The 16,011-nt window shown below is 41.2% G+C and carries 14 protein-coding genes; 8 read left to right on the top strand and 6 right to left on the bottom strand.

The genetic code is table 11. The features are described from left to right. Positions 1–152 precede the first annotated feature (152 nt). The 3 genes from ACZ5Q7_RS02805 to ACZ5Q7_RS02795 all read right to left on the bottom strand — a co-directional run bounded on the left by ACZ5Q7_RS02805 (position 153) and on the right by ACZ5Q7_RS02795 (position 1,759). Positions 153–797, bottom strand: coding sequence for a hypothetical protein (locus tag ACZ5Q7_RS02805; RefSeq protein WP_464433077.1), 645 nt, complete (start codon positions 795–797; stop codon positions 153–155). 354 nt (positions 798–1,151) lie between these two features. Beyond that, positions 1,152–1,313 carry a hypothetical protein gene (locus ACZ5Q7_RS02800; RefSeq protein WP_343752566.1) on the bottom strand — a complete coding sequence of 54 codons (162 nt, stop codon included), beginning with the start codon at positions 1,311–1,313 and terminating at the stop codon, positions 1,152–1,154. Positions 1,314–1,570: 257 nt separating this feature from the next. Then, complete coding sequence (locus ACZ5Q7_RS02795; protein WP_464433075.1) at positions 1,571–1,759, bottom strand: hypothetical protein; 189 nt, start codon at positions 1,757–1,759, stop codon at positions 1,571–1,573. Between the two features lie 564 nt (positions 1,760–2,323). On the opposite strand from ACZ5Q7_RS02795, the gene ACZ5Q7_RS02790 reads away from it, so the two are divergent. Beyond that, entirely contained in the window at positions 2,324–3,475 is a 1,152-nt protein-coding gene (locus tag ACZ5Q7_RS02790) for an IS256 family transposase (protein ID WP_464433074.1), read from the top strand. 15 nt (positions 3,476–3,490) lie between these two features. Here the strand turns inward: ACZ5Q7_RS02790 and ACZ5Q7_RS02785 are convergent, their stop codons facing one another. Further along, on the bottom strand, positions 3,491–4,897 hold the full coding sequence (locus ACZ5Q7_RS02785) for an IS4 family transposase (RefSeq protein WP_464432720.1): 1,407 nt from the start codon (positions 4,895–4,897) through the stop codon (positions 3,491–3,493). 421 nt (positions 4,898–5,318) lie between these two features. On the opposite strand from ACZ5Q7_RS02785, the gene ACZ5Q7_RS02780 reads away from it, so the two are divergent. From ACZ5Q7_RS02780 to ACZ5Q7_RS02760, 5 genes are all read left to right on the top strand, one after another. Beyond that, positions 5,319–6,311, top strand: coding sequence for a phospholipase D family protein (locus ACZ5Q7_RS02780; protein WP_343754344.1), 993 nt, complete (start codon positions 5,319–5,321; stop codon positions 6,309–6,311). Between the two features lie 273 nt (positions 6,312–6,584). Beyond that, positions 6,585–6,845 (top strand): hypothetical protein, encoded by a 261-nt coding sequence (locus ACZ5Q7_RS02775; RefSeq protein ID WP_343754346.1) that lies wholly within the window; start codon positions 6,585–6,587, stop codon positions 6,843–6,845. A 194-nt stretch (positions 6,846–7,039) separates the two neighbouring features. Further along, positions 7,040–7,513, top strand: coding sequence for a hypothetical protein (locus ACZ5Q7_RS02770; protein WP_343754348.1), 474 nt, complete (start codon positions 7,040–7,042; stop codon positions 7,511–7,513). Positions 7,514–7,590: 77 nt separating this feature from the next. Next, the gene (locus ACZ5Q7_RS02765) at positions 7,591–8,493 is read left to right on the top strand and encodes a M23 family metallopeptidase (RefSeq protein WP_343754350.1); all 903 of its coding nucleotides are present in this window, start codon (positions 7,591–7,593) and stop codon (positions 8,491–8,493) included. A gap of 215 nt (positions 8,494–8,708) precedes the next feature. After that, the gene (locus ACZ5Q7_RS02760) at positions 8,709–9,437 is read left to right on the top strand and encodes a YusW family protein (RefSeq protein WP_343754352.1); all 729 of its coding nucleotides are present in this window, start codon (positions 8,709–8,711) and stop codon (positions 9,435–9,437) included. A gap of 301 nt (positions 9,438–9,738) precedes the next feature. On the opposite strand, the gene ACZ5Q7_RS02755 is transcribed toward ACZ5Q7_RS02760, so the two are convergent. Beyond that, the gene (locus ACZ5Q7_RS02755) at positions 9,739–9,870 is read right to left on the bottom strand and encodes a DUF6440 family protein (protein ID WP_464433073.1); all 132 of its coding nucleotides are present in this window, start codon (positions 9,868–9,870) and stop codon (positions 9,739–9,741) included. Positions 9,871–9,899: 29 nt separating this feature from the next. Next, positions 9,900–11,975, bottom strand: coding sequence for a hypothetical protein (locus ACZ5Q7_RS02750; RefSeq protein WP_343754354.1), 2,076 nt, complete (start codon positions 11,973–11,975; stop codon positions 9,900–9,902). Positions 11,976–12,526: 551 nt separating this feature from the next. On the opposite strand from ACZ5Q7_RS02750, the gene ltrA reads away from it, so the two are divergent. Both ltrA and ACZ5Q7_RS02740 read left to right on the top strand, forming a co-directional pair. Continuing rightward, entirely contained in the window at positions 12,527–13,981 is a 1,455-nt protein-coding gene (gene ltrA, locus ACZ5Q7_RS02745) for a group II intron reverse transcriptase/maturase (protein WP_464433072.1), read from the top strand. A 381-nt stretch (positions 13,982–14,362) separates the two neighbouring features. Then, positions 14,363–15,649 carry an IS110 family RNA-guided transposase gene (locus ACZ5Q7_RS02740; RefSeq protein WP_464432921.1) on the top strand — a complete coding sequence of 429 codons (1,287 nt, stop codon included), beginning with the start codon at positions 14,363–14,365 and terminating at the stop codon, positions 15,647–15,649. Positions 15,650–16,011 lie beyond the last annotated feature (362 nt).

Raw genomic sequence — 16,011 nt, 5'->3', positions numbered from 1 at the left:
AATTTGCGCGCATAGACGCCGAGAGACATGGGAGGGTCCACCGCCATGAAAACGTGGAGATCCAAGGTGCGATCATAAGATTAGTTATCCATTTAATGGAAATTACCCTGTTAGAGCGTACTCGGCATAACTTACTGATTCCATATATATCCTTAATTGTAATATAAAGGATACACGACCATTGTGAGCTTCAATAAATCAAAAGAAATCGGGAGAAAAACGAAGGAATTCCAAGAAAACATTAATTTATTGAGGGAGGTATTAACACCTCCGAAAATTTTCATAATACGTCTGATGGGATCGCGTGTTTGACCAATTTTAGTTGTTTCATCAGGCGCCTTAATAAAATAAACATACCCTAACCCATTTTCTTTTAATAGGTTCCTATAAGTGTTTTCATGTTGCTTCCTATGACGCTTAGATTTAAGCATTTCATTTAAAATATCAATCATTTGATTTGTTCTGTCTAAAGTTGGGTTTTTTTTAATTTCAAACCATCGCTCAAAAGATTTATTTTGTTCTTCTTCTTCGGTTAAAAAGATGTTATTTTCATTATCATCAGTCGGGTTATTCTGATGCAGTTTTTTTGCATACAAGGCTCGAACAATGAGAGGTATTAACGTCATTATGATAAGACCAATCATAATTATTTGAATATGTGTTTCTACCCAAATACCAATACTAGTTAAAAGTGAAAGAAACCAGTTCCATGCAGAATGAATTCCTTCTATAAGCAAATGGAGGATAATAAAAAGTGCCGTTATCCACGTCAGGAAATTGGTTAATTGTTTATTCATGGTCTCGCTGCACCTCATTCATAATAAATGCTTGTCTCTTATTATTATGAAAATTAAGTGAGAAACAGACCATCAGTTAATTGGAATATCGGGGACAGTCCCCAGATGCTTTAAAGCGCTAAAGTGGATAGATGTATTGGAAGCCTTGTGGAGAATAAATCTCTGCAGGGCTTCCTTTTGTTCTTTATTAACAACATTATGAAATATATATTGTGTTTGTGATAGACACAATTGGCCCTAATTCCTTTCGAGGAGTTAGGGCCAATTTTATAGGAGATATTCTGAATAATTTCTTGGACTAAAATGAACAAATCGGGGATAGTGCCCGATTACTTTAAAAGGGATACTCTTCTCTTAAAGTTTATTAGCCTTTGTGACATGCGTAACAACAATGATAACAACCATCAAAGTTCGTTTCACCTGTATCATCTTTTGCCCTTTGGATGGCGGAATGACAACTATTCTCGTATCCAATGTACTTACGGTTTTGGAGATCCGGTAAATAAGAACAGTCATTCTTATGGACTTCTTGGTTTCCATTATTATCAGTATTTTTGTTGTAGTAATAATGATCGTACATTTAAATCACCCCCTTACCTATGTATTCGACTAGTAACTACAAAAGTCCTGTGAATTTTAATGAAAATGGTGAGTTTACAAGAATATCGGGGGACAGCGTATAATGGTAAATAAGTCAAGGCCCCATTTTAACTGGTCATAAGCCTCAGTCCCCCTCAAGTATCGGGGACAGACCCCCGCTGCTTTCCATTAGCTTATATACGGCCCTTTTGGATCGAAGACAACACATCTCCATAAAAATTACATATCATCGCTTTATGCGTATATTTAGCTGCATCAATTGTAACAATCAACATATGATCTATACCTGTTTCCCTAATAAAGCCCGCCCATCTACTTCCATTTTTACCTTTGATATGATTAAATAGTGAATATACCATCATTTTCGTCTCCTTTGTGGAATAGTAATTGGAAGTTCTGTGCTAGGTGCTTCTATTTTACTAGAAAATGGTGGTCTTTTTTAATAACGTGTATCATTTATTTTCCATACTAGTCCCCCGCTGCTTTAAAGCGCTAAAGCAGACGGATATAGTGGAAGTCCTGTGGAGAGAAAGTCTCTGCGGGGCTTTTTTCGTTTGGTTGACATAAATAGGAATTATAAGAAAAGCATATCGTTAAAATCGCTAATTCTGATAGAAAACCATTTTAAAATATCGGGTTCATTTCCGGGACAACCCTAATATCGGGGCCAGTCCCCCGCTGCTTACAAACATGTTTCTACAAGAAGTGGGTGGACAGTATTACGGACGGGATCGATGTCCCACGGGCGCGCTTCTGGAATACTAAATCTAGGTACACCTTAATAATTTAAAATTATTAAGGTGTTTTTATTAGAGAGCGTAACATAGTTTGTGTAAACGGCTATGATGAAAGATGGTCATAGAAAAAGGAAGACCCTTTCCTGTAGAATAGAGTTAGTCACAACAAACCCACAGGAGGTCTTCCCTATGAGCCATCTTACTACAGATTTGCTTGAAGCACTAGCCCAAAAACAAGATATTGAAGAAGTTTTTCGCTGCCATTTGGAAACGGCGATCAATCAGCTTTTAAAACATGAACTAACGGCTTTTCTGGACTATGAACCTTATGAGCAGGCTGGCGTTAACTCTGGTAATTCCCGTAATGGATTTTACGGCCGGACGTTCAAAACGGAATACGGCAACCTTGAGCTGCATATTCCCAGAGACCGCAACGGTGCCTTTCAGCAACAAACTCTGACGCCCTATAAACGTTCCAACGACACACTGGAACAGTTTATCATCCATTTGTACGAAAAGGGCATCACGACGGATGAAATCGCCGATTTAATCGAAAAGATGTATGGCCAGCATTATTCTAAACAGACCGTATCCAACCTGACTCGTCTCGTGTCAGAAGATGTGCAGGCTTTTCATGAGCGAACGCTGGAACAGCGTTATGTCTGCATCTATCTGGATGCCACGCAAATTCCGATCCGGCGCCAAAGCGTTGAAAAAGAATCGGTCTATATTGCCATTGGCATCGCAGAAGATGGCGGCAAAGAAGTGCTGGACTTTACCATCGCCCCAACGGAATCTGCCGAGGTGTGGGAAGAGCTGGTCCAGCGTTTATCTGAACGCGGTGTCGAGCACGTTCTTCTTTTTATTTCAGACGGCTTGAACGGTATGACGGATGCGCTGCATCGCGTCTACCCAAAAGCTAAACATCAGGTGTGCTGTGTTCATGTTTCCCGCAATATCGCTAATAAAGTGCGTGTGAAAGATCGTGCCGCCATTCTGGATGACTTCAAGGCTGTTTACGAGGCTGAAAGCCGCCAGGAGGCTCTAAATGCCCTGGACCAATTTCAAGACAAATGGCATAAGACGTATCCACGTGCTGTCGATGCGGTGATGAAACAGGACCGCTTATTAACGTTCTATGATTTTCCGGCATCCATCCGACCCAGCATCTATACAACAAACCTCATCGAAGGTTTTAATAAAGAAATCAAACGTTACGTCAAACGCAAAGAACAATTTCCCAATGAAGATGCCCTGGAACGTTTCCTGGTGACCCAGTTTTTAGATTATAACTCAACTTTCGCACCGCAGAATGAGCCTGTAACCCTTGATATGCCTTGATCTAAACCAAACTGACTATGCTGCTTGTGCGTTAAATTCCTCATTGCCAAGAAATGTTTTCTTTAAAAATTGCGGGAGGTTATCAAATAGCTCATCGATGATGGATTTGACTTTTTCTTCTGAAAGCACTGGTTCATTTGAAAGTGTTGACTTTAACGCATCTATGATCATCATGAACGCTTGGGCAAACCGAATGTCTTCCATTTCATCGCAGCACAAATAGAAGAGCTGTCCAATCGTTTTTGGATCTTTCTCTTCACGGGAGCTTATCGCAAGCATGATATAGCGTGTGAAGACGATTGTCGTATGGGCTACGAGCGCATCATAATGACGTGACTGGCATTCTTTCGCTAAACGTAGATGGGATTTGGCGACCTTGAAAAAGCACTCGATATCCCAACGCTTCCCATAAAGGCGAACAACTTCTTCTTCCGGCAAATCCAGATTTGTAGAAAGAAGCGCCAACCATTGTTTAGAGCGGTTTCGATCCCGTACAAAAACAATACGGGCTTGTATATCCTTACCATTGTCATCTAATCCCAGGCTGACAACAACAGAAGCAAGAATCTTAGCACGTCCCCGTTTTTTTCGCACTTTTTTATAGAGTTGGTTCAAGGTATATTTCTCGCCTTCGTAGGTGTAGTAAACCCGATGCATGCTTTTGAGCATACAGATGACATGAAGAGGATAGTCAGAAACAACGCGCTTAATCACTTTAGGAAAGGCAAACCAACTGTCAAACAACAAGGTTCTGGCACAAAGCTGTAACGGATTAACGTCATCCAAGAGATCAAACATCGCTTCAGTTGATTTTTGCAGGGCTTCCTGACGTCGCTTGTAGCCAACCGTGCGCTTGTCAATTTTGGAGTTTATCTCCTGAAACCGGTTCTTGCGCTGTTTGGAGCTTAATAACGAGAAAGCCAATGGAATGAACGTATTCCCATCTGACCAGCCAAGTGTAAGCATTCGAAACCCTTTGACAAACTGCCCTGTGGTATGGTCATGCACACGAGCAAGCAGTTCGACGGTCTTACTGCGAGCACGGCTGTATAAAGAATCATCGAAAATAAGGACGCGTTCACGGTCACTTGAGACCAGAGACAACAGGCTGGTTACAATCACATTCCTGCTCAACAACACAAGAAACTTTCGCCAGTTGTATCTGGGATTGTTGAGAAAACGGTGGACTGCATCTTTTCTTGGAGCATCTGAAACACGGTCCGAATCAAGAATTCGAAAAAGGTTCTTGCCGTGCAGGACAAGCGAAAAAATAAACTGGAGAAGGAACACGGGAGAAAATCCATCTTCTTTTCGAATGTTCGCCTGATTAAGCAGTGACCCCAGTTTATTTTCCTTGAAAAAGCGTGAAATATAAGAATTAGCCTCGTTTTTTGGTTCAGAATTTGGTAAAATAGTAGCCATAAATACATCCCTTTCTGGTTTTAGTTGTGGTGACTATATTTTACCAAATTGGGATGTATTTTTGTGTGATTTTTTAATATTGTTTTCCGGATTAGCTCAGTCATATCAAGGAATTATTAGCGTTTTTTAGATGCGAAAGTTGAGATTATAACCATAAGTTTGGCATGCGGTGCCACAGAGGCTTTGGAAAGGCAAAGCCTGAATTACTGCAAATGTTTGAATCGCTAGAGGAGAAAGTTTAAACGATAAAAACACTGGCTAACGAAATTCAAAAGGGATAGGGTCATTTACACAAACTTGTTGACGCCCCCTTTTATTAGCTTCTTCCTATTAATAGTACGTTAATAATAATATACTGGTAATGTGTTAGATGAGGAGTATTATAAAAAATATTATTGAAGATATAACGGAGTGATTTTAATTGGATTTACTCACTAAAGAATTTGAAAGTCATCTATTCAAGGAAATAGAAAACTGTAATAAAAGTATAGTGATAATTAGCCCATTTTTAAGTACAAATACGATTGAAAAGTTAATAGAAATTGTTTTGAGGAAAAACCTGAGTTGCACAGTTATAACTCGCTTTGAAAGGAAAGCTTTTATTGATGGGGCTAGTAGTCTAAAAGCATTAAAAATTTTAATCCAAAATAACATTACATTATTAGCTCTAAAAGACCTTCATTCAAAGGTATATATTTTTGATAATAAAAATTGTATGGTGGGCTCAGCTAATTTTACTCATAAGGCTCTGAACAAAAATCATGAGTTATTATTAAAACCAACCGATCCAGAAGATATATCACTAATATTAGAATATAAAGATCAATTAATTAAAGAAATACTAGACCAAGGTGATTTCTCAATTACAGATGATCAAGTTGAGATTGAAATGAAAATTACGGAGGACTATCTTGAAAACGATAAATCAAAAAAAGTAACATCATATAATTGGGGAGCGGAATTAAATAATCTTCAATTTAAAGAGATAGATCGAGAAAAAGTAGTTTTATCTGTTTCAGCTGGTGGTACGCACAAATTGGTTAGTAAGTATTTAATTCACGCACATCCAAATGATCGCAACTATAAACAGTTAGAGAATTTGATTACATTCAGACAAGCCAAAGGTGGTCAAATGGATGCTATTTACCAAATCGATTCAGATTTTATCTTAGATCCATTTGACTGGAAAAGCGAATTAGATCGAATGGGTTTTCCAACAAATGTTAAAGAGAGGGTTAAGAATTATATTATAGAACGTAGTAAAGGGTTTGGGTTTGAAAAGCCCATTGCTTTTAAGTTTTATGTTCTATCGTTGGTAAAAGAATTAAACCATGAACCTTTGCCAAAAATAAATAATGCAGGCCCACGCTATTATACAGTAGGGGATTTATTAAGCGGAGATGATGATCTTTAACAGAATATCGGGGTCAGTCCCCCGCTGCTTTAAAGCACTAAAGTGGGCGAGAACAGTGGAAAGGCTTTATATATTATTGGTGAAGGAATTCTTTTTGGATTTGGCGACTTATTTACGGTAATAAGCATGATGTTTCATATTGATAATATAAGTTGGTTTGTGGCTTTAATAACAATGTATTATTTCTTGAAGATTTTGGTATTAGCTTTGACGTCAAAAATAAAAAAGGTAGCAGCACTACTAAAGTAATGACTCTATTGGAAGGGAGTTTATATGACACAAAGTATACAAAAAGCGGTATCGTCGATGCCTATGTTGTTCATGTTTTTCGCATTCTATTTAGGAGTATCAGTTGAGAAGTATTTGTCTTTTGTTGGCGATGGGGATTGGTTTTTTAGTGGTGCGATCTTTGGGTTATTAGCAGTACTATTCGCCAATATAGGCTGGTTTTTGGGGTTAGCAGTAGCATATTATTTTTTGAAGATGATGGTTATAGATGTGAAGTCACAAATAAAAAAAGAGCCATTACAATAGTGGCTCTTTTTGGAATATCGGGATCAGTCTTAGGTGGACCCCGCTGCTTAATAGTGTGCGTGCCTGGCACTGGGTATAATTTTAACGTTTCTTGGTAATGTGTAAGACGTTCAGGTGTTATGTATACATCACTAACACTTGGTAAAACTAACTAGATAGAGAAATTTAAGATCAACTAGTGAGGTATGCTTAACATGTTTATGCAGGTGCTATTATGGATAGTTTTAATCCTTTGTTGGCTTTCATTATTTTTTATTAAAAAAACAGCAATAAAACGATATATGCCAGTTACCATTTTCACAGCATTAATCATAACCATTATTTTCGAAGTCGCTTATACGTATGGCTGGTGGACTATTCATAAGTACATCACACCTTGGGGATATATCACACATCCTACGATTGCCTACGGATATTTCCCAGTTGCTACGTTATGGGTATTCTATTTAACCTCACATAAATTTTGGATATACTTTTTAACAAATGTAGTGATCAATGTTCTTTGGGTTCTTTTTGGATTTGATTTAATTGTAAAATATCCAGGAGTTGCAACAATGAAAAACCTAGGGTATTGGCAATGGTTTTTTATAACCATAACAATTTCCCTTATCGTTTATGGATATCATCGTTGGCAAGAAGGGGCATTTAGAACACCGAAACGAAACTAAAGACTTTTTTCAAGTACCATCTTTTTCTCCACAAATATCGGGGCGAGTCCCCCGCTTCTGGAAGAAGGTGAATTAAAGTGACATCCACAATTATACAGCTAGCTATTTTTCAGTTGGTTTTACCAGCTTTATTTATTTTTGCTCTGTTGAAAGGCAAATTTAAAGGGAAAACTGATTGGGCATTGCAATCTATAATGTTTACCATTTATATCTCCTGGGTGTTTTTTTCTGGCAGATGGGATTGGACCATTTATTATTTACGTTTCTTGTGGCCCGTGTTATTAATTATAGCTTTATACTTCAGTTGGCGCAGAATCCGGTCAAAACCGTTGGATATCTCATATACAGGTAAAGACAAGGTGGCATTTGCCTTTTATATCTTGCTAGCATTAATATTTGCTTTTTACCATGTTCCGATTTTTGCGGGTTATTCCACGAATGATAAAGCTATTGAGCTCGAATTTCCTTTACATAATGGAATCTATTATGTTGCACATGGCGGGGATTCAACGGAAATTAACCACCACAATGAACACCCTGAACAACAATACGCGCTGGATATTGTCCAATTGAACAAGATTGGTGTAAGAGCGGCGGGAATTTACCCTAAGGAATTGGATCGCTATGAGATCTATGGTGCAAAGTTGGTCAGTCCTTGTTCAGGTGAGGTTGTTGACATACGAAAGAATATGTCTGATTTGAACCCGCCTGAAACGAATTCGGAACACCCAAAAGGCAATTATGTTCAAATCAAATGTAATCAGGATGAGGTTAATGTGTTAATAGCTCATATGCAGGAAGGTAGTGCAGCCGTCGAGGCTGGGGGTAGGATTAAAACAAAGCAACCAATCGGCCTCGTAGGAAATTCGGGCAATACATCAGAGCCCCATCTGCATATCCACGCCGAGAAAAATGGACAAGGTGTTCCTATTGCATTTGATGACCGGTTTCTTGTACGAAACAGCTTGATGTGGAAGTGAGGTTGCTTTGAGTGCCAGGCACCAGGAATATTGGGGTCAGTCCCCCTAAATTTAAGTTATTCCGAGAAAACAAGCTTATGAATATTTTACTTAAACGGGGCGCCTATCTGGAATAAGAATGGCGCCCGTAGCGATAAATAAATCACCAGTTGCATTTTGGAACGAGTCATGTAATACTTTACAGAGTAGTTTCATAATTTTGAAGGAGGCAAAGTATGAAGCATAAAAAATCGATTGTTTACGCGATGTCAGCTGCAGCGGTTGTGAGTGTTCCTATGGTGGCTTCTGCTGATGATGCGAATGATATTCAGCTGACCATTGATGATGAATTTTTTGATAAGGCTCAGTTAGAGGACGGATTCGAACTGACGATGGATAATGCAATGTTTAACGCTATTCAAAATGATGACGATGCATGGATCATCAATCAGTCTGAAAGTGAAAATGCTGACTCAGAAGATGCTGTAAACGATAAATCAGCTGAAAAGATGGACCAGCTTAACATTAGAGAAATTAATGTTGAGTCAGGAGAATTTGAAGCTAACATTGAACAAGATTCAGGCGTCTACACATCTGAACTGGAAGATGCCAATGGCGAGACTAAAGGTCAGGAAGCTTTCGATCAAGTCTATCCGATGGTAGAAAAGCTGGACCTTACGCTAGAATCCAGTAAAGAAGAGACATTAAATCAAATCACTAGTACCTTTAATCTTGATGAAAATGACGAGAACATTGAGGTTGAAATCAGTTTCCATAACACTGATGATGAGCTCGAATTCGAAAATGAAAAATCCGAAGATGAAGAGGCCGACGAAGAAGACGACGAAGAAGAAGATGAAAATGAAAAGGCTGAAGCCGAGGAAGAGGACGACAGCGACGATGAGGACGAAGATGAAGACGATGAAGACGAGGAAGAAAATGATGATGAAGACGAAGATGAATAACATAGGATAAAAAGACTTGTGTACATCAGAAAGTCCATCTGGGGGGATTTTACGCTAAATCTCCTCGGATGGGCGGGGTCAGTCCCCGGTTGCTTTAAAGCGCTAAAGCGATCGGATACACATGGAGAACCAATGTAAGCAGCATGTTAAAGAAATGAAACGTTTAAACAAGACAGGGAAAATCAAACCCTTTCTTATCCGCAGGCTGAATAACTGTCGGGAATGATGTTTCATCTTGACGATTCCATACAATGAAGCATCATTCCCATGCAAAGGCCTTACCTAAACCTATTCAATATTTTTACAATTCTTTATCAACCAATGGGGGTCCATCTTGATCAAGCATAGCTGTCAATCCCATTCCGGACCCTTCTTGGTAGGCCATATACAAAACACCCGTTTCATTATTACGAATCACTTTCGTAACGTTCAATTTTCCTTGAATATATACCTCTTCAAACCTTATTCCACCGAATTGCCTACCTCGATCAGGGTTTCTTTCAATTTGTCCCTGCCGCCTCGGGCCTTGATCTCGTCGCTGTCGATCTTGGCGATGATCGTATAGTAATAGTCCCCGTCATACATGAACAGTCGCGGCTTATCGATATCGTCGTAGTAGTAACCTTCCATATCGATATCGAGTTCGACGGATTCAGTGTCATCATCATCGAAGAAATCGGGTTCACTGCCGTTGTCCACCTTTACTTCTATCGCGATGTCGTCCTGATCGCTTCCGTACCCCAGAACGTAAAAGCTGTCGGATGAATAGATGCGGCCGATTTCCGGATTCTGCATGGGCAATTCTGCCGGGAAACCTACCTCATCGAGCAGAAACTCTTCCGGCTGCTTACCTTGCGTTTCCATGGAATCGATCACGTCAAACATCTCATCCTTGGTGATACCATCCCCTTTCAGGGCGTAGCACCAACCATCGTCAACGAAAGCGAGTTCGGCTTCATCGTTGGAAAACAGGTAGAAATAATACTCGATGCCATCTTCTGTCTTTTCGAGCTCCAGATCATCAGCGATGCAGATATCTTGGTTTTCATCACCTGTATAATCGTTCGCCTCAAATTCCAATTCGTTTCTCGAGGACAATTCGTCAGAGTCCATTAAAATTGTTTGACTGTGCGAGTCTAACGAGAAGTATGATATGATGCTGTCCACTTTTTCCGGGAAAATGGAAGGGAAAGGGACATCGGCACTTGCTTCCCACTCCTGTTCAATCAGCTCCGAGGCATCTTCCTTCACCGGATGGAGGTCAAATCCGTCATTATCGGAAGCCCCGGCACCTGCTTCTGAGAGCAGTTCTTCAGTGTTTTCTTTTTCCGCGTCGAATGCCACTTCCTCATAATCGCTCAGGTCGTCAATGGCGAGTTCATACAATTCGTATGCTTTTTTACCGTCCGATGCGTCGTCGATTTGATCTTCATACAGCAGCGTGTTGCCGTCCCCCGACAAGGTGATGCGGTCGGTCCTCACCCCGGGCTCCATGTTCGGGATGTGACGGGTTTTATCCTTGCCAATATTGTAGAGAAACAGGTTTTCGCCGTCTTTGAGCGCCACGTTCCCCTCATTATCGACAGGGTTGTGCCCCCATTTATAATCCGGATCGGTGTAGGCTGTGACGTCACCCGACTCCACGTCCACGAAATTGAAGCTTCGGTAGACATCATCATGTCCTGACGAATCGCTCATCAGGAAAAAAGCATATTGTCCGTTGGGGGATACATGGACATTGGTGATGTGGATTTCATCCGTATCGCCTTCGAACCGGTCCTCATACGGGGATACATCCATGATCTCCTTGGCTTCTTTTGATTCGGTGTCCAGCATGAATAATCCGTAGGGCCCCTCTAGGAAAAATTTACTTCCGCTATCCGCCGGATGAATCGAGTTGAATAGCGCATTTTCTTCCCCGACAAGCTCCGGTATGTCGAATTCTTCGGTATCGTCGCTTTTAAGATCCTTAATGATCAGTTCTTTATTTTCCAGCGTATCGCTCATGAAAACGTCCATATCATCAGAGATCCCCAGTAGACTGAGGCTATGAAAAGGATCGGGTTCCTCTTCTCGATGCACAATCTCTTCAGCTTCGGTATCGTAGACCACGAACCAGTTGTCGTCATCGGCGCAGCTGAATGTGACATATTGTCCGTCAGGGGATACTTCTGTCTCTCTACACCGTCTGTCTTTTAGTTCTTCTTCGTCCGCCTCGGACAATTCCTTCAGGTCCACGGGATCGTTATCACCATACTTTATGTAATGCGTTCTCGTTTCTTCGCGCTTGATTTTTTCCTCGGTGCTGAAAAGAACCGTGCTTGCGTCGGTGGCGCTTTCGATATTGCGGAATTCATAATCATCATCTTCATTATATTCATATGTGAAAATCGTTTCCGGTTCCGGAAAATCTTCCGCGTCTCCGTCATTTACCGCCGATTCTCCTTCGCCCTCCTGATTCCTGTTCTCCGCACCGGATTCATCCGACGAGCACGCACTCAACACCAATACACAAAAAAATAAGAAAATTTTACGCACATAACTCCCCCTTACATGTTTTCTAACTATCATAATTTTCAATACCCTCAGGATTATATCATGGGAAACGAAAAAAGGGAATACCCTGTCAAATCGGGCCAGAGCGCGAGTGCCGATACCGGGGTAGCGCGAGTGCCTGGCACCGAAACAATTCAGAATAGAGCGCGAGTGCCTGGCAGAGCGACCGGGCTTAGGTCGTAACATATAGTGGGTGGGATGCCCGCCGAGTAAGAGTTAGCCACTCGCTCGTAGCAAGTTTTGGATGATGGAAGGTAACTTCCATCATTAAGCGTAAACTGTTAGCTAGTGGGCCGTAAACGACGGTTGAAGGGATTGAGCCCCGAAATACTCAATGAAAGGGCAGATGGTTTTGCCAGTCCAGAATGCAACATCTTGATAAGTGAAATAGGCGAGCTTATTAAGACCTTTCCGGGGTCGGTGACCACGGCACGCTAGACATGGATATGTTACGGCAACCCGGGAGGTCCTATCGGGTCTTCCTGCGGAAGCAGGGAGTATGGCGTACAAGCGATACAAAGTGAGGAAACCAAATGTCTGATAGGAAGTCGGAGGGCTACATAGTACCGTTGAAGCCGGGTAATTCCGGTGGAGGAAAGGTAAGCCCCCTATCATTTCTTATTAGGGACACATTATCTACACACAGAGGTGGAATTATAATGGAAACAAAACTATCGAGAATAGCGGAATTAGCTAGATCTCACCCCAGGATGCAATTCACATCACTGGCGCATTTGTTGGATGAGGAGTCTTTAAAGCAATGCCACTTTGAATTACCCGGCAATAAAGCTGCAGGTATTATGGGGGTTACAAAGGAAGACTACGGTGAAGAATTGAATGATAATGTCGAGAACCTCGTTCATAGAATGAAGAAGAAAAGCTATCGCCCCCAACCGGTCAGACGAACCTATATTGATAAAGCTGGTTCAAGGAAGAAACGCCCATTGGGGATACCGGAGCACGAGGATAAAATCGTGCAGCGGGGGTTGGCTAAAATTCTTAACACAATCTATGAAAATGATTTCCTCGACTGCTCCTTTGGCTTTAGACCCAAAAGAAATTGTCATGATGCCTTGAAGATTCTTAATGTCTACATTGAACAGAGGTACACGAACTACATTGTAGATGTAGATATTAAAGGATTCTTTGACAATGTGGATCATGATTGGATGCTGGCATTTCTGGAACATCGAATTAAAGATCCCAGTATACTGAGGCTCGTAGCCAGATTCTTAAAGGCCGGATACATGGAGGAAACCAAGCGATATAAGGAGGAGTTTGGCACACCACAGGGTGGTGTTGTCTCGCCTATTCTGGCAAATGTTTATCTCCATTATGTCCTGGACTTATGGTTTGAGCGTAAAGTACGTAAAGAATGTAAAGGACAAGCGTACCTCGTCCGCTATGCGGACGATTTTGTGTGCTGTTTTCAATATCAGCAGGACGCGTATAAGTTCTTTGAAGGCCTCAAACAGAGATTGGCGAAATTTAACCTTGAAGTTGCAGAGGACAAGACGAACATTATTCCCTTTGGCAGATTTGCGGAAAAGAACAGTAGGCGGAATGGAAATAGGAAACCCCCGACGTTTAATTTTCTGGGTTTCACGCATTACTGCAGCCAAAGTCAGAAAGGCAAGTTCAGAGTTAAACGGAAAACTGACAACAAGAAGATGAGAGCGAAGTTGCGTCAAACTAAGAAATGGCTAAAAGAAAACAGAACCGAAGGTGCCGAATTTATCATGGATAGAATTCGAAAGTCACTTATAGGATACTATAATTATTATTGTATTACAGACAATTCGCCAACGGTTGATTTGTTTCGTGACAATATAAGAACGTTACTCTTTAAATGGCTCAATCGAAGAAGCCAGAAGAAGTCTTTTACATGGGAGAAATTCGTTTTATTTCTAAAGAAATTTCCACTTTCAAGACCAACTGTGAAAGTGAATATATACCAACTTAGAGATCATATTAGTTACATTCTGTGAAGATGATAGGTGGAGCCGTGTGCGGGAAAACCGCTCGCATGGTTCTGAGAGGGGAGTGATACACAATCAGCCGTTAGGCTGAGAGGTTCACTCCTACTTGACCCGAAACAATTCAGAATAGTTTGCGTGCCGTTTGCGTGCCTGGCACCGGGAATATTCTGATTAATCCATTCTATTTTTATGTTAAAATTAATTAAGAATTTTAAAAAGGTAGTTATCGGGGCAGCAGATTATAGAATGATGTTTTAGGAGCATTCCTGTAATGAAAAAATTTGATGTGAAATCGACGAAAACGCCAAATGCATAAAAAAGTCCCCCTTGGTACGATGGAGAGTGTCATTGCAATGACCTCGAATTTAGTACCGAAGGAGGACTTCTACCATGGATTCTACACAAAATCATCGCTTAGCGCAAATCAATGACCAAACATTAATTATCGGGATTGATATAGCCAAACGCAAACATGTGGCTCGAGCGATAGATGATCGGGGCCGAGACCTCGTTAAACGGTTGGTATTTACCAATTCGCAGCAGGGTTTTTCAAACCTTATTGAATGGGCTGATAACTTGTCCAGTGACCACAAGCGCCCCAACATTATCATTGGAATGGAACCAACCGGTCACTACTGGCTGAATCTAGCCTATTACTTGAAAGACCGGGGTATTCAAGTGGTTGTCGTCAATCCGATGAAGGTTAAACGGTCCAAGGAAATGGATGACGATTCACCAACGAAAAATGACACCAAAGATGCCAAAGTTATTGCTCAGATCATACGTGATGGCCGTTATCATGAACCGACCTTACCGGAGGATGTGTACGCTGAATTGCGTGAAGGCATGAAACTCTATGACATGATCCAAGAGGATATGTCCTCGGTCAAAGCCCAAATGCATAATGCGTTAGACCGATACTTTCCAGAGTTTCTCGATGTCTTTAAAGACTGGACTGGAAAGGCTGCCCTCCATCTATTGGAACGAGGCTATTTACCGGAAGATATCCGTAAAGCTTCGGAAGAAGATTTGCTTCTTGAAGTCAAGAAGGCCGCCAAACGCGGTGTGGGCATCAAACGCATTCAGGATTTGAAACAGGCGGCTGAAGGCAGCATTGGCCTCACAGTGGGATTACAAATGGCACGTCAGGAAATGCGTTATTTGATTGATCAGTATAAAGCTCTTGAAGCACGTCTTATAGCTCTTGAAGCACAACTGGAAGACCTTGTTCGTCACATCCCTGGAGCTGATCAGATGATAGCCATTAAAGGTGTCAGTGCCATAACAGTCGCCGGTTTCTTCGCCGAAGTTGGTGATTTATCGAATTATCGGGATCCACGCCAAATCATTAAATTAGCGGGACTCAATCTAAAGATGAATCAATCAGGGATGTTCAAAGGCCAAACAACCATAACTAAACGAGGACGCAAACGATTGCGAAGCTTACTCTATCTAGTGGCACGCCCATTATCCCTGCACAATGAAGGATTCAAGCAACTATACCGTTATTATCGTTATCGATCCGATAATCCGTTAACAGGAAAACAATCATTTATCGCGTTAAGCCGAAAACTCATCAAAATCTTTTATGTATTAGGGACACGAAAGTGTACGTTCCAAGAAGAACGCATGATTCGTGACATCCCCATGATGTCGACGTTACAGGACGTTGCTTAAGAAGGCACACAGCTATCGTTCTGAACCATCTTTTAACAATTGAAGCACGGATTAGCCGGTCGATATTCCATCCGTTAGGGCATAGACCCACCTTAGGAGCATTTCCGGCATCCACCATGGTCAGGTTGAACGAAGGAATTTGCGCGCATAGACGCCGAGAGACATGGGAGGGTCCACCGCCATGAAAACGTGGAGATCCAAGGTGCGATCATAAGATTAGTTATCCATTTAATGGAAATTACCCTGTTAGAGCGTACTCGGCATAACTTACTGATTCCATATATATCCTTAATTGTAATATAAAGGATACACGACCATTGTGAGCTTCAATAAATCAAAAGAAATCGGGAGAAAAACGAAGG

The organism is Lentibacillus halophilus, from assembly GCF_055395055.1.
This window is presented reverse-complemented; position numbering and strand designations above follow the sequence as displayed.